At 68.5% G+C, this 19,817-nt stretch carries 15 protein-coding genes; 4 read left to right on the top strand and 11 right to left on the bottom strand.

The window, feature by feature from the left end:
* The first annotated feature begins 73 nt into the window (after nt 1-73).
* The gene (gene dhaL / locus OG622_RS44870) at nt 74-691 is read left to right on the top strand and encodes a dihydroxyacetone kinase subunit DhaL (protein ID WP_371582815.1); all 618 of its coding nucleotides are present in this window, start codon (nt 74-76) and stop codon (nt 689-691) included.
* The gene (locus OG622_RS44865; protein ID WP_371582814.1) at nt 684-1,094 is read left to right on the top strand and encodes a PTS-dependent dihydroxyacetone kinase phosphotransferase subunit DhaM; all 411 of its coding nucleotides are present in this window, start codon (nt 684-686) and stop codon (nt 1,092-1,094) included. The genes dhaL and OG622_RS44865 overlap by 8 nt, the downstream gene beginning before the upstream one ends.
* Nucleotides 1,095-1,164: 70 nt before the next feature.
* On the opposite strand, the gene OG622_RS44860 is transcribed toward OG622_RS44865, so the two are convergent.
* Nucleotides 1,165-1,893, bottom strand: a complete 729-nt coding sequence (locus tag OG622_RS44860) for a glycoside hydrolase family 75 protein (protein WP_371582813.1) — start codon at nt 1,891-1,893, stop codon at nt 1,165-1,167.
* 440 nt (nt 1,894-2,333) lie between these two features.
* Here OG622_RS44860 and OG622_RS44855 point away from each other — a divergent pair, with 440 nt between their 5' ends.
* The gene (locus OG622_RS44855) at nt 2,334-3,314 is read left to right on the top strand and encodes a fibronectin type III domain-containing protein (RefSeq protein WP_371582812.1); all 981 of its coding nucleotides are present in this window, start codon (nt 2,334-2,336) and stop codon (nt 3,312-3,314) included.
* 176 nt (nt 3,315-3,490) lie between these two features.
* Complete coding sequence (locus tag OG622_RS44850; RefSeq protein WP_371582810.1) at nt 3,491-4,027, top strand: hypothetical protein; 537 nt, start codon at nt 3,491-3,493, stop codon at nt 4,025-4,027.
* A gap of 38 nt (nt 4,028-4,065) precedes the next feature.
* On the opposite strand, the gene OG622_RS44845 is transcribed toward OG622_RS44850, so the two are convergent.
* From OG622_RS44845 to OG622_RS44800, 10 genes are all read right to left on the bottom strand, one after another.
* Nucleotides 4,066-4,641: a PadR family transcriptional regulator gene (locus OG622_RS44845; RefSeq protein ID WP_371582808.1), complete on the bottom strand. Its 576-nt coding sequence runs from the start codon at nt 4,639-4,641 to the stop codon at nt 4,066-4,068.
* 59 nt (nt 4,642-4,700) lie between these two features.
* Nucleotides 4,701-6,716 carry an FAD-dependent oxidoreductase gene (locus OG622_RS44840; protein WP_371582807.1) on the bottom strand — a complete coding sequence of 672 codons (2,016 nt, stop codon included), beginning with the start codon at nt 6,714-6,716 and terminating at the stop codon, nt 4,701-4,703.
* Between the two features lie 330 nt (nt 6,717-7,046).
* Nucleotides 7,047-8,306, bottom strand: a complete 1,260-nt coding sequence (gene ltrA / locus OG622_RS44835; protein WP_371582806.1) for a group II intron reverse transcriptase/maturase — start codon at nt 8,304-8,306, stop codon at nt 7,047-7,049.
* Between the two features lie 665 nt (nt 8,307-8,971).
* Nucleotides 8,972-9,343 (bottom strand): hypothetical protein, encoded by a 372-nt coding sequence (locus OG622_RS44830; RefSeq protein ID WP_371582805.1) that lies wholly within the window; start codon nt 9,341-9,343, stop codon nt 8,972-8,974.
* Nucleotides 9,344-9,441: 98 nt separating this feature from the next.
* Nucleotides 9,442-12,378, bottom strand: coding sequence for a discoidin domain-containing protein (locus OG622_RS44825; protein WP_371582804.1), 2,937 nt, complete (start codon nt 12,376-12,378; stop codon nt 9,442-9,444).
* Between the two features lie 92 nt (nt 12,379-12,470).
* Nucleotides 12,471-13,976 carry a glycoside hydrolase family 32 protein gene (locus tag OG622_RS44820; protein ID WP_371582802.1) on the bottom strand — a complete coding sequence of 502 codons (1,506 nt, stop codon included), beginning with the start codon at nt 13,974-13,976 and terminating at the stop codon, nt 12,471-12,473.
* A 122-nt stretch (nt 13,977-14,098) separates the two neighbouring features.
* A complete protein-coding gene (locus tag OG622_RS44815) occupies nt 14,099-16,396 on the bottom strand; it encodes a glycoside hydrolase family 3 N-terminal domain-containing protein (protein WP_371584419.1) in 2,298 nt (765 codons plus the stop codon).
* Between the two features lie 187 nt (nt 16,397-16,583).
* Nucleotides 16,584-17,471 carry a carbohydrate ABC transporter permease gene (locus OG622_RS44810; RefSeq protein ID WP_371582801.1) on the bottom strand — a complete coding sequence of 296 codons (888 nt, stop codon included), beginning with the start codon at nt 17,469-17,471 and terminating at the stop codon, nt 16,584-16,586.
* Between the two features lie 6 nt (nt 17,472-17,477).
* Nucleotides 17,478-18,455: a carbohydrate ABC transporter permease gene (locus OG622_RS44805; RefSeq protein ID WP_371582800.1), complete on the bottom strand. Its 978-nt coding sequence runs from the start codon at nt 18,453-18,455 to the stop codon at nt 17,478-17,480.
* A 43-nt stretch (nt 18,456-18,498) separates the two neighbouring features.
* Nucleotides 18,499-19,797: an extracellular solute-binding protein gene (locus OG622_RS44800; RefSeq protein ID WP_371582799.1), complete on the bottom strand. Its 1,299-nt coding sequence runs from the start codon at nt 19,795-19,797 to the stop codon at nt 18,499-18,501.
* Between the last annotated feature and the right edge of the window lie 20 nt (nt 19,798-19,817).

Genomic DNA, 19,817 nt, shown 5'->3' with positions numbered 1-19,817 from the left:
GCGCCCGGGAGGGTCTCGCGGGCTGCCCCAACCCTGATTGTCTGTCAGTTCACGTACCAGGCAAGGAGATTACGTGCTCGACGCCGACTTCTTCCGTCGTTGGATGACGGCCACCGCGGCCTCGGTGGAACGCGAGGCCGAGCGGCTCACGGAGCTCGACTCGCCGATCGGGGACGCCGACCACGGCAGTAACCTGCGCCGCGGGTTCACCTCCGTGGCGGCCGTGCTGGAGAAGGAGGCGACGGACACGCCCGGCGCCGTCCTCGTGCTCGCCGGGCGGCAGCTGATCTCGACCGTCGGCGGCGCGTCCGGCCCGCTGTACGGCACCCTGCTGCGCCGCACCGGAAAGGCGCTCGGTGACGCGGCCGAGGTGAGCGAGGCTCAGCTGACGGACGCGCTGCGCGCCGGGGTCGACGCGGTGATGGCGCTGGGCGGGGCCGCGCCGGGCGACAAGACCATGATCGACGCGCTGGTCCCGGCGGTCGACGCGCTCGCCGATTCGTTCGCCGCCGCGCGGGCCGCCGCCGAGGAAGGCGCCCTGGCGACCACGCCGTTGCAGGCCCGCAAGGGCCGGGCCAGCTACCTCGGCGAGCGGAGCATCGGGCACCAGGACCCCGGTGCCACGTCCGCCGCGCTGCTGATCGCCGCCCTCACCACCGCCGCCGGGAGTGCGGAGGCCACCGATGCCTGACGTAGAGCCGGTCGGCATCGTGCTGGTGTCGCACAGTGCCGCCGTCGCCGCCTCGGTCGCCGAACTGGCGAAGGGGCTCACCGGTGCGGGCGCCGCCGTTCCCGTCGCCCCGGCCGGCGGAACCGAGGACGGCGGCCTGGGCACCAGCGCCGAGTTGATCTCGGCGGCGGCCGCCTCCGTCGACCGGGGCGCCGGCGTCGCGGTCCTCGCCGATCTCGGCAGCGCGGTCCTCACCGTGAAGGCCCTCCTCGCCGAGGGCGACGAACTCCCCGCGGACACCCGCCTGGTCGACGCCCCGTTCGTCGAGGGCGCCGTCGCCGCGGTCGTCACGGCCTCGACGGGCGCGGACCTCGCGGCGGTGGCTGCCGCGGCTTCGGAGGCGTACGCGTACCGGAAGGAGTGACCGTCCGGGGGACCCGGCACACGCGTCGGGGCCTGTCGGCCGGTCGGGCGACAGGCCCCGGAGTGTGCGGTCAGCTCGCCGCCCCGCCACGCATCGTCGCCCCTCTGCGCACCGCCACCCCTCCCACCCACTTCCGCGCCAGCTTCTCCCCCAGTTCCACCGCCGCCTCGTGGTCCTCGATCGGGGTCACCCTGGAGTCCTCGAAGACGATGTAGGTGACGCCGGAGGCGGTGCCGCCTTTGCGCGGGTCGGGGCGGATTCCGAGAGCCTCGGCCGTGGCGTACGAGGCCTCGCCGATGATGTTCCGGGGACCGGTGTCGCCGACGACGGCGTACTGGACCCGGTCCTCGAACACGACGGCGGCGACCGAACCGCCCTTGACGCCGTGGACCCGGTAGTCCCACGTGCGGCTCGCGGCGGGGACGACGATGAACGGCAGGCTCTCGGAGCGGAGGTACCGGCCGTCGGACTGCAGGAACGACGTGGCGGGCTGGAACCACGGGTCGGTGTCGCTGTTGCAGCGCGGGCTCGGCCGGCCGTCGCAGTCGATGTCCATGTCCGCCTTCCAGAACACCGCGCCGTCGACACCACAGACCGGGATGTCGGCGGGGGTGCCCGCGTCGCTGCTGTACAGCCCCTCGGAGACCCGGACGCAGCCACGCGCCCTGGCCAGCAGTTCGGCGGCGGTCACACCGCCCTCCCGGTGCACGGGGCGCTGCGGGTGGGCGAGGGCGGGCAGGGCGACCGGGGCCAGCAGGGCGGCGCCGACGGCGGCCAGCGTCAACGAGCGGACACGCACGATGAGGAACCCTCTCCGGGGGGGACATGACGGACACTCACCCAAAGGTGGTGAGGGTCGGAGAGGACGGCCACCGGGAAGGGGCCGGACGGATCACGGCACCCTTTCGCACGGGTGCGCGGCCGAGGGCCCGGGCCCGACTCGGCCCCGGCCGCTCGGCCGCTCTCGTCGGCGCGGGATCGGCGACGACAGCGGCCCGCGCCGTACGACGTGAACAGACCTGCGCAGCAGGCGAGTTCACGCCGTGTCGGAGCCCCAGCATACGTATCCGCCCGCCATGCCGTGAACCGCGTCGCAGCCAACCCGTCCATCGGGCGAAGCATCTGGGCGGCGGCGGATCGCTCCGCACCCACCCCTTGATGCGACCGCGTCAGTCATGCCATACATGAAGATAGGTACAGACCAATCCCGCCGTGGTTCGACCGACGAGGGGAAGGATCATGCGACGCGTTCCCGTGCCGGCACTCGTCCCGGCGTCGCTGCTCTGCGGCTCGCTGCTCCTCACATCCGCCTGCGCGATGGAGGAGAGCCCCGGTCGCCGCCCGCCGCCGGCCCCGCCCGGGGTCACCGCCGAGGCGGGCAGCGCCACCAGCGTGCACGTCATGTGGAACCGGGCATCCGACGAGCCGGAGATCGCCGCGTACGAGGTGTACCGGGGCCGCACGAAGGTGAAGTCCGTGCCGGGCGGTGAGCACATGGTGGACATCACCCGGCTCCGACCGTCCACCACCTACGTGTTCACGGTCCGGGCCCGCGATGCCACCGGGGACCTCGGGCCGCCCAGTACGGAGGTCCGGGCCACGACGCCCGCCGCCGGGCCGACGGACCGCCGGACCCCGACCCGCCCGGGGCGCCTCGGCGGGAAGGCGGTCGGGAGCAGGGTGGTGCGGCTGTCCTGGGGGCCGTCGACGGACGACGGTGACGTGGTCTCGTACGACATCCTGCAGGGCGGCTCGAAGATCCACAGCGTGGGCGGGGGACAGACGGCGGCCGTGGTCACGGGGCTGCGGCCCGGCACCCGGTACTCCTTCACCGTGCGGGCGAGGGACGCGGCGGACAACGTCTCGCCCGTGAGCCGGGCGGTACGGCTGACGACCGCGCCGGGGGCGGACGACGGGCGGGGCACCGCGCCCACCGGGTTCCGCGCCGGCATCCGCCGGGCCGACGGGGCGTACTCCGTCGAACTGTCCTGGCTGCCGCCGCGGGTCGACGGTGTGATCACGGAGTACGAGATCCAGCTCGACCGGCGGCGGGCGACCTCGCTCGTCTGGGGCGGGACCCCGCCCCGAGGCCGGGCCGCCCACAGCTTCTACGTGGGCCGGGAGTCCGGGGTGTCGTACCGGGTGCGGATCCGCGCGAAGCTCCCGGACGGGACCTGGGGCGGGTTCTCGGCGGAACGGACGGTGACCACCGAGGGGTGAGCGACCGCCGAAGCCGTGCGCCGGGTCCCCCGCTCGGCGGAATCCGTCACCTGCCCGGGGGCCGTCCGCATGCGGACGGGGCGAACGGCACGTTGGCTCACCCTGAGGCAGCACGGGTCTCCCGATCCTCGGCGGCACACGGGACGTGCCGCCACCGTGCCGCTGGAGGGCAGACCATGCGTACGTCCCAGCTACTTCTCCGCTTCGGCCCGACCGCGGCCGCCGCCGTGCTGCCGATCGCCCTGACCGCGCCGTCGGCCGTCGCCGCCCCCACGGGGATCTCGGTGAGCACCACCGGATCCTCGGTCACCGTCACCACCAGGGATTGCCCCACGAGCACCAACGGCACGTTCGGTACCGCCTCGCTGCTCTCCAGCGGACAGGCGAACTTCTCCCAGGGGCGTCAGGCGACCCTCACCGGCACGAGCACCACCCAGGCCGCCTCCTGGGCGAACGTCGGCCCGGGTACGTACACCGTGATCGCGGTGTGCAAGGACGGGACCACGGCGGGCACCCAGTCCGTCATCGTCACCGCCGCCACGCCCGCCATCTCCACGACGGCCTCACCGGCACGCGGCGTCATGGGCGGTGTCGGCGGAGCCACCCGGGAGTACGGCACCGTCACCCTGGTGGGCGGCGGAGCGCTGGTGGCCGTGGGCACGGGGGCGGCCGTCTGGTACCTGCGCCGCCGCGCGAAGCCGCATCGTCTGTGAGCCCGGGTGCGCGGTCGTCCCGTGACGCGGACGGCCGCCTACTCGGTCCGTGTGTTCTCCCCACCGCCACCGGTCTCCCCCGGCAGCGTCTCGAACTCCTCCAGGGCGTTCGTCAGCCACTGGATCCAGAAGGTCAGCAGGTCGATTCCCGCCCGCAGGATCAGATGCTGGAGCCGGTCCTGGGCCGTGTCCCGGCCTGGCCCGAAGTCCCGCTTCTCGATCTCCTCGTATTCCGCCAACTGCCGCTGATACAGCGTGAGATGGCGCCTCATGTCGTCCTCAAGACCGGTCGTGCCCACCACCGCGGCGGCGCGCAGCCGGACGAAGAGCGCGTCGCGCCACGGCTTGGGGTCCTGGGGCGCGGAGGTCCAGCGGGCCAGTTCGTCGCGACCGGCCGGCAGGACCTCGTAACTCTTCTTCTGGCCCCGGGCGGGCCGCTCGGAGGGCAGGGCCCTGATGTAGCCCTCGCCCTCCAGTTTCCCCAGCTCGCGATAGATCTGCTGGTGCGTCGCCGACCAGAAGTATCCGATCGACCTGTCGAACCGCCGGGTCAGCTCAAGGCCCGACGACGGCTTTTCGAGCAGGGCGGTGAGGATCGCGTGCGGGAGTGACATGGGCTCATCCTAGGAAGGCGGGGATCACGACAGCCGCACGCGCCTCGTGGCCGGGCCCCCTACAGCGCCGCCGCCAGCTCCGTCCCCTGCTTGATCGCCCGCTTGGCGTCCAGTTCGGCCGCCACGTCGGCGCCGCCGATGAGGTGCGCGGACCGCCCGGCGGCGACCAGGTCGTCGTACACCCCGCGGCGCGGGTCCTGTCCCGTGCAGAGGACCACCGTGTCGACCTCCAGCACCTGGCGGACGCCGTCGACGGTGACGTGCAGACCCGCGTCGTCGATCAGGTCGTACTGGACGCCGGGGACCATGGTGACGCCGCGGTGCTTGAGCTCGGTGCGGTGGATCCACCCCGTGGTCTTGCCGAGTCCGGCGCCGACCTTGGAGGTCTTGCGCTGCAGGAGGTGGACCGAGCGCGGCGGGGCGGGGCGCTCGGGGGCGGCCAGGCCGCCCGGGGCGCGGTAGTCCATGTCGACGCCCCACTGACGGAAGTACGCGGCAGGGTCCTCGCTGGTCTTCTCCCCGCCGTCGGTCAGGTACTCGGCGACGTCGAAGCCGATACCGCCCGCGCCGAGGATCGCGACGCGGTCGCCCACGGGGGCGCCGTCGCGCAGGACGTCCAGGTAGCTCAGGACCTTGGGGTGGTCGACGCCGGGAAGTTCGGGGGTGCGGGGGGTGACGCCGGTGGCCACGACGACCTCGTCGTAGGCCGTGAGGTCGTCGGCCGTGACGCGCGTGTCCAGGCGTACGTCGACGCCGTGCGCGTCGAGCTGGTGGCGGAAGTAGCGCAGGGTTTCGTCGAACTCCTGCTTGCCGGGGACCTTGCGGGCCACGTTGAGCTGGCCACCGACCTCGCTCGCGGCGTCGAACAGCGTGACCTCGTGGCCGCGTTCGGCCGCGCTCACGGCACAGGCGAGCCCGGCGGGGCCCGCGCCGACGACCGCGACGCGTTTGCGCAGCCGGGTCGGGGCAAGGACGAGTTCCGTCTCGTGGCAGGCGCGCGGGTTGACCAGGCAGGAGGTGATCTCGCCGCCGAAGACGTGGTCGAGGCAGGCCTGGTTGCAGCCGATGCAGGTGTTGATGGCGTCGGAGCGGCCCTCACGGGCCTTGTTGACGAAGTCCGGGTCGGCGAGCATCGGGCGGGCCATGGACACCATGTCGGCGTGGCCGTCGGCGAGCAACTCCTCGGCCACTTCAGGGGTGTTGATGCGGTTGGTCGTCACGAGCGGCACCGAGACCGCGCCCATGAGCTTCTTGGTCACCCAGGTGTACGCGCCGCGCGGCACCGAGGTCGCGATGGTGGGGATGCGGGCCTCGTGCCAGCCGATGCCGGTGTTGATGATGGTCGCCCCGGCCGCCTCGACGGCCTTCGCCAGCGTGACCACCTCGTCGAAGCTGGACCCGCCAGGCACGAGGTCGAGCATCGACAGCCGGTAGACGACGATGAAGTCCTCCCCGACCGCCTCGCGCACCCGTCGGACGATCTCGACGGGGAAGCGCGTCCGGTTCTCGTACGAGCCGCCCCAGCGGTCGTCGCGGTGATTGGTCCCGGCGGCGATGAACTCGTTGATCAGATAGCCCTCGGAGCCCATGATCTCGACGCCGTCGTACCCCGCCTGCCGGGCGAGCCGGGCCGCGTTCGCGTAGTCCTCGATCGTCTGCTCGACCTCGGCGTCGGTGAGGGCGTGCGGGACGAACGGGCTGATCGGGGCCTGGAGTGCGCTGGGCGCGACCAGGTCGCGGTGGTAGGAATACCGCCCGAAGTGCAGGATCTGCATCGCGATCCGGCCGCCCTCGCGGTGTACGGCGTCGGTGATCTGCCGGTGCTGTTCCGCCTCGGCGTCGGTGGTGAGCTTGGCGCCGCCCTCGTACGGGCGTCCGGCCTCGTTGGGCGCGAAGCCGCCGGTGACGATGAGGCCCACTCCCCCGCGCGCTCGGGCCGCGTAGAACTCCGCCATGCGCTCGAAGCCGCGCTCGGCCTCCTCCAGGCCCACGTGCATGGAGCCCATGAGCACGCGGTTGGGGAGTGTGGTGAAGCCCAGGTCGAGAGGGCTCAGCAAGTGCGGGTAACGGCTCATGGGTGTCCTCCGTGCGTGGCGTCGTCATCAAGGTTGTAGACGACGCCACGCCGTTTATGCAACTAGTTGCACAATAGTTGAGGGCAAGGCCACATCAGATCGCGTGGATCCTCGCGCGGGCTTCTCGGTGCCTCAGTGTGACTTCGATCCATAGGTGGCCCCAGCGAGTCCTGTCCTTCTAGCCCCACGCTTTCAGGCAGCGTGTGTCCGACGGGCGGTCAGACAAACGAAAATCGCCTCTGCCGAGTAGCCGAGGGGGATCTCACCCCCCGGCTCTCACAGAACCGTGCGTAACAGTCGCCCGTTACACGGCTCTTGTCGTTCTGGTCGTCAGACCGATACGGCGCCCGTGGTCAGGCGCCAGTGCGCGAACATGCGGGGGTATCGCTGGGCGATCTCCTGCATCTTCACGATGGCCTTCCTCTGGGCCGCGAGCCGTTTGTACTTCTGGCGGATCCAGCGCACCAGGTAGGCGTTGATGCGCATCACGAAGGGGATCAGCTCCCACGGCCTGAAGCGGCTGTAGTAGTTGAGCCAGCCCGCCACCACAGGGTTGATCCTGCGGGCGAGCTCGTGGAAGGACAGTTCGGAGCGGGTGTGCAGGTGCCAGGACCGCAGCTCCCGCCCCATCTTTTTCAGGGCGTCCTTGCTGACCGCCGGGTCGAACGCCAGGAACAGGTTCCCGTGCCGACTCCGGTTCCTCCTGGCGCGGAACGTGTACCCGAGGAAGGTGAACGACGTGTGCTCGTAAGGGCCACGTCGGCGGCCGTCCTTGCAGTAGATGATCCGGGTCTTGTCCGGGTGCAGCCGCAGCCCGACTTCGACCATCCTGTCCGTGAGCGCGGCCAGCACCTGGCGGGCCTGGCGCTCGGTGACGCAGTGCAGCACCGCGTCGTCCGCATACCGTTCGAACCAGACGGACGGGAACTCCCGGTCCATCCAGGTGTCGAACGCGTAGTGCAGGAACAGGTTCGCCATGACGGGAGACACCGGAGCCCCTTGAGGGGTCCCGCGCTCCCGCTCCAGCAGGGAGCCGTCAGGCATGACGAGCGGGGCAGCGAGCCACCGCCGCACGTACAACTTCACCCAGACGGCGTCGGTGTGCGCTTCCACCGCCTTGACCAGCAGGTCCCAGGGCACACTGTCGAAGAACTTGGCGATGTCGAACTCCACCACCCAGTCCCTTTTCCAGCAGAGTTCCCGGCATTTCCCCACCGCATCCAAGGCGGACCGTCCGGGCCGGTATCCGAAGCTGTCCGGGTGGAAAATGGGATCCACCCTGCGCATCAGATGCCGGGCCACCACGGTCTGTGCCACGCGGTCGGCGACAGCGGGAATGCCAAGCATTCTCTCGCCGCCCCCGTGCGGCTTGGGAATGGCCACCGCACGCACTGGAGGCGGAAAGTACGAGCCCGACGACATGCGATTCCAAACCTTGTACAGATTTTTCTCAAGGTCCTTCTCGAAGTCCGCTACGCTCTGTCCGTCCACACCGGGTGCACCCTTGTTAGCCCTGACTTCCTCCCACGCCTCCTTGATTTCCCACTTTGAAATATCAAACGGCTTGGTCGACGATTTCAACTGGCCCATCGAACTCCTCCCGGACGGTGTCCGGTTGATGCGATCAACTCAGCCACGAACGACCCGGCCCCTTCGCTCCACCCCCGTTACAGGGGCTTCATCACTACTACGAGCCGGTCCGCCGGCACGCCCCGCGTCGGTACTCGGCCCCTTGCAGTGACTGCTGCTTGGGGCACTCCCTCTCGCCCGCCGCTTGGCGGGCAGTATCGGGACCTGCCTTCTCCTGTTCCATGCGGAAGCCGCAGACCGGACTCACGTCGCCTACATGCCGGACACCACCTGGCCAATAAGCGGGCACCCGCCAGGCTCATCCCGGAGTTCTGGTCACACCCCGGTTTCGATGCCGTCTATTTTCTTTTCGACACGTCAGCAGCGATTCACTTGCGTTCGTCTTCCCGATCCCCACCTGACGCCTCTTACGACGCCTTTTCCCTCATCGCTCACCACGACAGTCATTAGCTAACGCAGCATGAGGCGGTTTAGAGCCTCCCCCCACAGGGCGGCTCTGAAGGGCCACAAAACCTTCATCTCCCACACAGCATCACTTCCAGAAGTTGCCTACAATCAACTCCCTTTCATGTTCAGGACACAAGACCAGCAAGAATGAGGATTGTCGAGGTCCTTGGTGGCCGTGTTCGGGGCGGGTGGCCTCCGACCCGACCATGGCCGGCTGATTAGCAAGCTGTCGTCGGCGCGGGCAGCGGGTCCTGGCCGCGCTGCACACCGCCCGCGCCGAAGTGCGCGAACGTGTCTGACGGTTGGCCGGTGAAGCGGCGCCGGACGCGGGTGGGCATGTGATCGTGGACCTGGATGGCGTCCACGTCCTGGCGCACTCCGCGAAGCAGGACGCCGCCGCGACCTGGAAGAAGACCTTTGGGCACCACCCGCTGATGGGGTTCGTCGACCACGGCCGCGGTGGTTTCGGCGAACCCGTCGTGGGCCTGTTGCTGTCTGGCAACGCGGATGTCGATCGCGTGGCCGATGCGCGTACTCGGTGCGCTGCGGGCCTGAAGTCGCCACAGGCGCCCGGAGAGTGCCTCGTCCACGGGAACAAGGACATCAACACTCCCTGTTCCCGCCGACAAGAGGCACTTCCTCTACGCCGGGGGCAAGGCCAACGGTCGCCCTACATGAAAGCCCGAGGTCAGTTGTAGACGTTGCATTCTGCGACTGACCACCAGCTGCGCGCAACATTGCCAGTATTGACGATTTTGATGTAGCGAGCCGTCTGCGTCGGGAAGGAGATCAGGTGGACTCGTTGGCCGTCCGCTACGGAAGAGACCTTGGTCCAGTCGGTTCCATCCGTGGACACGTATACGTCTGCGCTCCGCGCATAGTCGCTGACACTGCCGCCGACATCCAACACGATCTTGTCGAAGGTCTGCGTCTGCCCCATGTCCACTTGGATCCAGAGGCCGTCGTACTGCCCTGTTCCGGAGCTGTACCGAGTGTCAGAGTTGCCATCGAGCATGTTTCCGGGCGCATCCCACTGGCTTGCGTCCGAAGCCTTTGCGGTCCAGCCCGCCCGCGGCAGTGCAGGACCTGGATCGATGACGTCGAACGAAGATCCACCTGCATCAACTCCGCTGGTTCCCTTCACGGAAACAGTGACCTTCCCCGCCGGAAGTCCCTTCGGAACGTAGGCGCTGATGCTGGTGTCCGACCAGGTGTCTATTTCGGCATAGCTCGATCCGAAATACACCGTACCCAGCCCCTGTGCATCACCGAAACCAGAACCGCGAATCGTGAACTTGGAGCGCGGCATGCCTCGTTCCGGCTTCAAATCGCTGAAGGTCGGCGATGGAAAGCTCGAAAGCTTCTTGGTGGTGAACATCGCCGAGGTGCCGCTGGGCAGCGTATACGTGTACGAGCCGTCGGTGGATATCTTGAAGCTCTTGCTGCCGGTGGTCCCGTTGAATACTGCGGTGACCTGCTCCCCTTCCTTGCTGGTCCAGTTCTTCAGCTGGAGGCCGTTCGATACCGCTGCCGGAGCTGTGATCGAGCCGGTTCCACGCGCAGACCCGTACACCTCGATGTCGCCGATGCCCCACCAGAAGCCGGAGGCCGCAGTACTGACGATGCGAATGTACTGTGCAGTCCGGGTCGGCAACGTGACGGCTATCTTGCCAATGCCTCCGCTGCCGCTCGCAATCGCGCTGCCCCAATCGACACCGTCGTTCGAAACGTAGATCTGATACTTGGTGACGTAGTCGAACGAGTTGTTCACGCCGGTGTCGATGACGATTTTATTGAAGCTCGTGGGGCTCCCCAGGTCGATCTGGAACCAGTCGCCGCTCGTCGGCCCGTGCCCCAGACTCCACCTGGTGTTGATGTCGCCGTCGATCGCGTTCGCGGCCATACCCCAATCCGGCTGCGCCGAAGCCGTGGCGGTCCACTTGCTGCGGCTCAGTGCCCTTCCTGTCGTCTGGACGGAAGCTCCGATCGGAAGGGAATACGTGACCAGCTTGTTTCCGGTACGGATCGAGTTCTGGTAGGGCAGCAGTACCGGGTCGTACGTGACGGTGACCGGACCGGATGCCGACGTGAACGTGAAGTCGTGTGTCGGGTCCGCGACCTTGGTCGCTGCGGGAGTGTGGCCGCTCCGCGTAGGCCCGGCATACGTGAAGGTGACGGCGTCGCCGGCGTTGAGGGTGTAGTCGAACGAGTGCGTCCCGTCCGCGACGCTGAAGGTTTTCGCGGCGCTGCCCGAGTTGTGCGCGATCAGGACCTTCGATCCGTCCGGGTTCTGGAACGCGACGTTCTCTACGCTGCCTTCCCCGAAGGTGTTCGAGTAGATCCGGTGTGCTCCGGGCTTGACGAACTTGCTGGCGTGGGCGAGGGCGTGGTAATCCACGTTGTAGGTCACCCGCCTGTCGGCAGGGTCGATCGTGAGCAGGCCCCGAAGCATGGGTATACCGGCCGTGTCGCTGTTGAGCGGGCCCCGATCGGGGTCGAGTGCGATGTTCCACAGCATCACCCCGTTCGCCCAGTTGCGTGTGCCGTTGATGATCCACGTACCCAGTGCTTCGCTGAACGCCGTCTGGTCGCTGTCCTGCCAAACGCCTCCGGTGGCTTCCGTGATGAAGGTTTCCTTGCTCGGGTAGTCGTTGTGGACCACTGTCTGGTAGTTCGGGTTGCCGCTGTAGATGTGCCATCCGGTTCCCGCGGTGTACTTGGAGGCTGCGGGGTCGCTGAAGATCGTCTCCGGATACGAGGGCACGTCCCAGTTGTGGTCCCAAGCCAGGATCTTCGTGGAGATTCCGTTGGCTTCGAACGCCTTGCCGATCTCCTGGATCAACTCCGCTTCCTGGTACGCGGACAGGAACATTCCGGGCCAGGTGGGCGTACCCATGGGTTCGTTCTGCGGTGAAATGTAGGAGATGGGCACGCCGGCTTCGCCACAGGCCTGTATGAACTTGACGAAGTAGGTGGCGAACGCTGAGGTGTACTCGCTCTTGAGGGTGCCTCCGATCATGGAGTCGGAGGTCTTCATCCAGCCTGGTGGGCTCCACGGGTTGGCCATGATCTTGATGGACGGGTTGAGTGAGAGGGCCTGCCGCAAGGCCGGAATGATGTACGGCACGTCGTGCTGGATGGAGAAGTTGGACAGCGTCGGGTCCGATTGGCCGGCGGGCATGTCGTTGTAGGAGTAGTTCCCGGACGCGTTGAAATCCGTGGCACCCATGGGGGAGCGGAGCAGGCTGAGGCCGATTCCCTTCGAGGGATCGAACAGCTTGTTCATCAGCTTGGTCCGCTCGGCGGTGGACAGCTTGTCGATGAGCCAGGCGGAGGAGTCGGTCATGGCCGCGCCGAAGCCTTGGACCTTTTGGTACTTGACGCTGTCGTCGATCTTGATCGTGAGCGGGTTGGCCGTTCGCCTCGCCTTGAACAGCACATCGTCCTGGCCGGCGACCCACTTGTCGGCCGATACGTCGGTCAGCCACACACGGACGGAATTGTCACGTGAGGCTTGCTTCAGTTGCGGGGCGGCGATGGCGTTCCCGGAAACCGAGGTCCAGGTGGCGGCGACACCGACGGCGGTGGCCAGGAACTGGCGTCGTCCGAGACCGTATGAGCTCATGGAAGATCCTCCTTCGGACCTGCTTGGTCAGTACTTGGGAGAGGGGGTGGGACGCATTGCCGAGGTGGGGGATCGACCGGTTGGAGTCGGTTCTACGGCGACGGCGACGGCGACGGCGACGGCGCCGTCGCCGTCGCCGTCGGCGCCGCGGTGCCGGTGCTCGGTTCCTTGATCACGAGCGGGTGCAGTTCCCAGGCGTCGATCGCGAAGCCGAGGCGCGTACCCGGTGCGCTGCGGGCCTCAAGTCGCCAGGGGCCTTGCCCTGTGGGGTAGAAGCGCAGGGTGAGGACCTGGCCGGTGGTGGTCAGGAAGATTTCGGCGATGGAGTGGTCGACGACCACGCGCAGCTCGACCGGCTGACCAGAGGGACAGGGCATCCGGTAGGAGCCGCCGCTGGCCCGGGGGTCCAGTGAGGCGTGGTCACGGTCGACGACCAGTTCGCCCGCGTCGGTATCGACGCGGATGTCGAGGTACTCGGAGCCGTCCGGGGTGGTGAGCAGCCGCAGACCGGCGTTTCCGGCGGTCGGCTCCAGACGGGCCGTCAGGTCGAAGGCCCGGCCCACGTTGCCGAGGTCCACCGGCTGCGGGCCGTGTGTCTCGCCTGCGGCGTGGATGGTGTGTTCGCCGCGCAGGGCGAGCAGTTCGTTGGCGGGCTGCTGGCGCAGGGTGCCGTCGTCGTGGACGTGGATCTCGCGGGGCAGGGTGAGGACGCCGGCCCATCCGTCCGCGACGGCCCAGGCTTCGTCGCGGGCTTCCCATGACCAGCCCCACAGCAGCCACCGGTCGCCCGGTGCCCGCAGCAGGGCGGGCGCGTAGCAATCGGGGCCGTGGTCGGCGAGTACCGCTGGGCCGGCCTCGAAGTGGCCGTCATGCTCTTCGCCGATCAGGGCCGCGACCCTCTGCGGACCGGTGGGTTCGGTCCATGTGCTGACGAGGAGGGCGTGGGGTCCGTCGGCTGCCGGGAGGTATTGGGGGCATTCCCAGCCCTCGCCGGTGAGCTGGGCGGTGCCGCTGATCGGCTCCGGACGGCGGGCTGCGAAGGGCCCCCGGTAGGTCCAGTTCTCCAGGTCGGGTGAGTCGTAGAGAAGGGCGGCGGCGCGGCCGTCCGTGAGGGCGGCGCCGACCAGCATCCGCCAGCCGTCGCCGCCCTGCCAGACGTACGGGTCGCGGTACATGGTGCAGCCCTCGGGCAGCTCGGGGATGAGCAGTTCGCCGCGCGGGCGGAAGCTGTTGCCGCCGTCGTGCGAGACGGCGCAGGTGACCGGCTGGTGCTGGAACGAGCGGTCCTCGCGGTGCGCGGAGTAGAAGGCGACCAGCCGGTCGCCGTCGGAGACGGCGTTGCCGGAGAAGCAGCCGTCGGCGTCCACGCCATCGGGGTTCGGGGACAGGGCGATCGGCAGCGGCTCCCAGGTCAGCAGGTCGGGGCTGCGGAAGTGGCCCCAGTGCATGTTCGCGTGGGTCGCTCCGGACGGGTTGTACTGGTAGCACACGTGGTAGTAGCCGTCGTGGAAGACCAGCCCGTTGGGGTCGTTGATCCAGTTGCGGGGCGGGCGCAGGTGCGCGACGGGGTGGTGCGGATCGCGGGGTGTGGTGGACACACGCGTGCCTTTCGGTGTTTCAGATGGAACCCGCCCCGCCGGCCCTCGATTTGGCGGGGCGGCAGGCCGACGGGGCGGGGGTCTTCGAGCCCGTATGCGGGCTACAGGTCCAGATACGGGGTTCAGGTCCCGATGCGGAATCCCGCGCTCAGCTGCTGCTCCCGCCGTGAGCTGGGGCCGACGCGGAGCATGAACTCACCCGGTTCGACCACTCGGCGGTTGTCCGCGGTGACGAGTGAGCAGTGAGCGGCCGGGATGTTGATGGTGGCGTCCACGCTTTCGCCGGGAGGGATCTCGACCTGGGTGAAACCCTTCAGCTCCTGCTCGGCCCAGGTGACGCTGGTGGTCAGGTCGCTGATGTACGCCTGGACCGTTTCCAGGGCCGGACGGCTGCCGCTGTTGGTGAGGCGCACCGTGGCGTCGACGGTGCCGTCGGCGGGGACCTCCGGGTCGTGCACGACAAGGTCGGAGTAGGTGACGGTGGTGTAGGTGAGGCCCTCGCCGAACGCGAACAGGGGGTCTTGGGTGAGGTCCGCGTAGCGGTTGCCGTGCTGGCCTCGCACCTGGTTGTAGAAGACCGGTTGCTGACCGACGTGGCGTGCGAAGGACAGTGGGAGCCGGCCGCTGGGTTCGATGAGTCCGAGGAGGAGTTCGGCGATGGCGCGGCCACCGCGCATGCCCGGGTTGAACGCCTCGATGAGGGCTGCCGCGTTCAGTGCCGACTCTGGGAGCGTGCTCGGCTTGGACTGGGCGAGTACGACGATCATGGGTGTGCCGGTGGCGGCGACCGCGTCCAGCAAGGCGATCTGGCCTCCCTGGAGGTCGAGCGTGGCCGTCGAGCGCACCTCGCCGGTGAGGGCGATGGTGTCTCCCACGACCACGACGGCGTAGTCGGCAGCCTGCGCGACGGCGGTGGCCTCTCGAAGCTGTGCCTGGTCGACCGGGGCGGGGGTGAAAACGTCCGGCTGTGGCTGGCCGTCGGGACCGAGGGACCATCCAGGGTCGGCGGCGGGGCTTGCGATGTCGGCTCCGCGGGCGTGCGTGACGGTCCAGTCGGCGGGTGCGACGGCGCGAAGGCCGTCGAGCACCGTCTCCACCGTCTCGCGGGGATGGCCTTCGGGCATCCATGGGACCTGGCCGGTGGCGCCCGCCCAGTCGCCGAGCATGGCTTCCGGGCTGTCGGCGTTGGGGCCGATGACCGCGATCGTCCGCGGGGTGCCCCGGCTCGCGGCGCGGCCGGTTCCGTCCGAGGTCAGCCTGCCTTCGAGGGGCAGGATGCCCTCGTTGCGCAGCAACACCAGGGAACGACGGGCTGTTTCGAGGTTGAGGTCGGCGTGGGTGCGGCAGCCGATCACCTGCGCCTGCCGTTCGGGGTCGGGGGTGCGGGGGTCCTCGAAGAGTCCGAGCTCGAACTTCAGCCGCAGAACCCGCCGCACCGCGTCATCAATCTGTTTCTCCTCGACCAGGCCGCGGGCGACCGCCTCCTGCGCGCCCTCGAAGAACGCCGGCGTGGCCATGATGAGGTCGTTCCCGGAGTTGACGGCGACCGCCGCCGCCTCGACGTGGTCGGCGCAGGTCCGCTGGTCGTAGACCATCCGGCCGACGTTGTCCCAGTCGGTCACCAGCGTCCCGGTGAAGCCCCACTCGCCCTTGAGCACATCGTTGATCAGCCACTGATTCGCGGTGATGGGCACGCCGTCGATCGACTGGTACCCGAGCATGAAGCCGCGGCAGCCGGCCCGAACGGCCTGCTCGAACGGGGGCAGGAACCACGAGCGCAGCTTGCGCGGGCTGAGATCGGCTTCGCTCGCGTCGCGCCCGCCCATGGTTTCGGAGTAGCCCGCGAAGTGCTTGGCGTACGCCAGCACGGCGGTCGGGTCGCTGAGGCCCTCGCCCTGATAGCCGCGCACCATCGCCGCCCCGAGTTCACCGATCAGGAACGGGTCCTCGCCGAACGTTTCGTTGATCCGGCCCCAGCGCAGGTCCCGGGTGATGCACAGCACTGGGGAGAACGTCCCGTGGATTCCGGTCGCCGCGATCTCGGTCGCGGCCGCGCGTGCCACCCGGTGGAGCAAGGAGGGGTCCCAGGTGCAGGCCATGGCCAGCTGTGTCGGGAAGATGGTCGCGCCCGGCCAGAACGAGTGGCCGTGGATGCCGTCGTCGGCTGTCAGCAACGGAATGCCGAGCCGTGTCCGCCCTGCCAGTTCCATGGCCTGCGGCATCAGCTCGGGAGACACGTGCAGGACCGATCCGGCGAGTTTGGCCGACACGATGTCGGCCAGGTCCCCGTGTTGTGCGTCGAGCATCAGCAGCTGCCCGACCTTCTCTGGCAGGGTCATCCGTGACAGCAGATCCTCGATCCTCGCTTCCACGGATGATTCCGGATCCAGGTACGCCGCAGAGCGGACCGGCTGTCCCACGTTGTTCTCCAAGAGATGAGTCGTCACAGGTCAGAGAGTTGGTTGGCGACTTCGAGCGCTTTGTCGCAAGGACGCTGCCGTCTGCCGTGGTGGAGCTCGGACTGGCGCGGCGGGGCTCGCGCGCTGCCTGCCCGCCGCCCCGGGCTGAACCGGTGCGGCAGGGGGCGACGGGGTGGGAGCAGAGGTGTCACTTCAGGCCGGTGGTGGCGATACCGGCGATGAACTGTCGCTGGAAGAGAAGGAAGACGATCATCACCGGCAGCAGGACGATCACGGCGCCGGCGAGCAGGATGCCGAAGCGGGTGAAGGACTGTCCGCTGCTGGCCAGGGCGAGGCCGACGGGGAGGGTGTACTGGCTCTCGTTCTGCGCCACGACCAGGGGCCACAGGAAGTTGTTCCAGGAGCCGAGGAAGGTGATGATCCCGAGGGTGGCGAGGGCCGGCTTGGTCAGCGGCAGGATGATCTTCGCGAAGATGGCCAGTTCGCGGCAGCCGTCGACGCGGGCGGCGTCGATCAGCTCGTCGGGCAGGGTGGAGATGAACTGCCGCATCAGGAACACCCCGAAGGGGCCGGCCAGGAACGGCAGGATCAGCCCGAGCATGGACCCGGTCAGCTGCATGTTGGACACCAGCACGTACAGGGGAACGAAGGTGACCAGGCCGGGGATCATGAGCGTCCCCATGACCAGCAGGAACACGGCGCGCTGTCCACGGAACTCCAGCTTGGCCAGGGCGTATCCGAGCATCGAGCAGAAGATGAGGTTCCCGGCGGTGACGGCGAGGGCCACGATCACGGAGTTGGCGAACATGCTCGTGAAGTCGAGCGTGCTGAACAGCTCACCGTAGTTGGCGGTCGTGGGCGCCGTGGGGAGCAGGACGGGCGGGACGCTGCGGATGTCGGCCTCGGGTTTGAAGGACCCGGACAGCATCCACAGGAACGGCGCGATCATCAGCAGCAGGGCGCCCGCGAGCGGCAGATACAGCCAGGGCCGGCCCCAGGTCCGGCGGATGCGGCGACGCCTGAGGACGCGGTCCGTGCCCGGTTGTGCCGTGGGGAGAGTGGAGAGGGTGCTCATGGGTCGTCAGTCCTTGTCTCTCAGCACGCGGAACTGCAGCACGGTCAGCGCCACGATGAGGACGAAGATGACGTAGCTGGCGGCCGACGCCATCTCGTAATTGCCGTTGCCGAACTGCTTGTAGGCGTACAACGTGGCCGACAGGGTGGAGTCCAGCGGTCCGCCGTCGGTCATCACGAACGGTTCGTCGAAGAACTGCAGGTAGCCGATGCCCGTGGTCACGGCGGTCAGCAGCAGGGCGGGACGCAGCAGCGGGAAGGTGACGCGCCAGAACCGCTGCCAGGGCCCGGCGCCGTCGAGTTCGGCCGCCTCCATCAGGGACTGGGGCACGGACTGCAGCCCGGCCAGCATGATGATCATGACGGTGCCCAGGTTGCGCCATACGGCCATCAGGATCATGACGGGCAGGGCGAAGCGGGTGTCCGCCAGCCAGGCCGGGCCGTCGATCCCGAACCAGCCCAGGACGAGGTTCACCAGTCCCGCGCGGGGTTCGAGGAGCGTTTTCCACACCACGGCGACGGCCACGATGCTGGTGATCACCGGGAGGTAGAAGCCGACCCGGAAGACGGCCCGGAAGCGGCGGATGCCCCGGTCGAGGGCGACCGCCGCGGCGAGCCCGGCGGCCAGGGTTAGGGGTAGGGCCACCAGGACGAACACGGCAGTGTTGCGCAGGGCCGTGAAGAACTGATCGTCCTGGAAGAGCCGCACGTAGTTGTCGAAGCCGACGAACGACACGTTCAAAGGGGTGCGCAGATCGGCGCTCTGAGTGTCGGTCAAACTCATCAGCAGCGACCACACCACCGGCAGCAGCATGAAGGCCGCGAACAGCGCGAGGAAGGGCCCGGCAAGGAGCCAGGCGGCCCGGGCCTGTCTGCCGCGCGCCGGGCTCCGGAGCGTGAGGCGCCGGCGATCGGCACTCCGCTCCGGCTGCCCGGTGTTCTGCTTGCCGGTGTCGCCCCGCCCGGGGAGCGTATTCGTGGACATGGATGTCATCCGTCCCTACGAGGCGTGCTCATCGCGGCGGCGCTCATCGGCCGGTGCCGATGCTGGTGGCCTTGGACTGCAGCGTCTTCTGCACCTCGGCGACGGTGGCCTTGCCCAGGGCCAGCTTTTCCAGTTCGGAGTCGATGGTGTCGGCGATCTGCTGCCAGGTCGTGATGGCCGGCGGCGCCTTGCTGACCTCGAGCTGCTCGGCGAAGGCCTTCATGTTCTCGTCCTCGGTCAGCTTGCCCTCCGTCCACGCCTGGGGCGCGGGGGGCAGGCTGCCGGTGCCCTTGGAGTAGGCCGCGAGGTTGGCGGGCTCGGTCAGGAACTGGGCGAACTTCCATGCCGCGTCGGGGTTCTTGGCCTCCTTGAACACCGCCAGGTCGCTGCCGCCGGCGAACCCGGCGGGCTGCTCGGAGTACGGCACCGGCATGGTCTTCCACTTGCCGTCCAGCTCCGGGGCGTCCTTGTGGAAGCTGCCGCCGGCCCACCCACCCTCCTGGTAAACGGCGATCAGCCCGTCCCGGAAGCCCTGGACGTTGTCCGACCTGTCGGTCGGCGCCAGGCCCTCCTTCGGGACGCTCGCCCAGTCCTCCAGCGCCTTGGCGACCTCGGGCGAGTCGAAGGTGAACTTCCCGGTCTCGGCGTCGTAGATGTCACCGCCCTGCTGCCACACCATCGGCACCCAGAAGATCCAGGAGTTGAAGCCCATCACCAGCCCGCTGGCATGGCGCAGCTTGGGGTTCTCCTTGCCGGCGGTGGCCTGGATGGCCTCCAGGTCCTTCAGGTATCCGGCCCGGTCGCCGGCCAGGGCGCCCTTGATGCCGGCCTTCGTGGTGATGTCGGTCCGGTAGTAGATCGCTTGGGTGTCGGCGATGAACGGGACGCCGTAGGAGGTGTCCTTGTACTTGGTGGTGTCCCACTGGCCGGGGTAGAAGTCCGACGACTTGATCGACGCCGGGGTGGCCTGGAAGGCGTTCATGGCGGCCATCTCGGCCATCCAGGTGCTCCCGATCATGGACATGTCCGGGGTGTTGCCGCCGGCGACCGCGGTGGTCAGCTTGTCGTGGGCGGAGCCCCACGGGACCGCTGTGATCTTGACGGTCGCGTCCGGGTTCTCCTGCTCGAACTTCTTGGCCAGCTCCTTCAGGTCCTCGTCGGGGTCGCCCATGGACCACATGACCACCGTCCCCTTGGCCTTGCCCGCGGCTATCTCGGCGGGTGCGTCTTTGGCGGGGCCGGAATCCTCGCTCCGGCCGCAGCCGGTGGCCACCAGGGCGGCCGTGACGGTGACACACAGGGTCTGGACGGTTCTGACAGCGTGACGGGTGGTGATACGCATGATGCGGCTCCTTGCCGTTG

The sequence above is a fragment of the Streptomyces sp. NBC_01314 genome (genome assembly GCF_041435215.1).
Taxonomy (GTDB): domain Bacteria; phylum Actinomycetota; class Actinomycetes; order Streptomycetales; family Streptomycetaceae; genus Streptomyces.
Note: the sequence above shows the minus strand (reverse complement) of the source record. Positions and strands in the feature narration are given on the sequence as shown.

Excerpts from the sequence above, each read along its gene's own strand:
- OG622_RS44825 (WP_371582804.1), bottom strand. The coding sequence starts at position 12,378 with ATGAGCTCATACGGTCTCGGACGACGCCAGTTCCTGGCCACCGCCGTC.
- OG622_RS44845 (WP_371582808.1), bottom strand. The coding sequence starts at position 4,641 with ATGTCACTCCCGCACGCGATCCTCACCGCCCTGCTCGAAAAGCCGTCG.
- OG622_RS44855 (WP_371582812.1), top strand. The coding sequence starts at position 2,334 with ATGCGACGCGTTCCCGTGCCGGCACTCGTCCCGGCGTCGCTGCTCTGC.
- OG622_RS44865 (WP_371582814.1), top strand. The coding sequence starts at position 684 with ATGCCTGACGTAGAGCCGGTCGGCATCGTGCTGGTGTCGCACAGTGCC.
- OG622_RS44805 (WP_371582800.1), bottom strand. The coding sequence starts at position 18,455 with ATGTCCACGAATACGCTCCCCGGGCGGGGCGACACCGGCAAGCAGAAC.
- ltrA (WP_371582806.1), bottom strand. The coding sequence starts at position 8,306 with ATGGGCCAGTTGAAATCGTCGACCAAGCCGTTTGATATTTCAAAGTGG.
- OG622_RS44850 (WP_371582810.1), top strand. The coding sequence starts at position 3,491 with ATGCGTACGTCCCAGCTACTTCTCCGCTTCGGCCCGACCGCGGCCGCC.
- OG622_RS44810 (WP_371582801.1), bottom strand. The coding sequence starts at position 17,471 with ATGAGCACCCTCTCCACTCTCCCCACGGCACAACCGGGCACGGACCGC.
- OG622_RS44800 (WP_371582799.1), bottom strand. The coding sequence starts at position 19,797 with ATGCGTATCACCACCCGTCACGCTGTCAGAACCGTCCAGACCCTGTGT.
- OG622_RS44840 (WP_371582807.1), bottom strand. The coding sequence starts at position 6,716 with ATGAGCCGTTACCCGCACTTGCTGAGCCCTCTCGACCTGGGCTTCACC.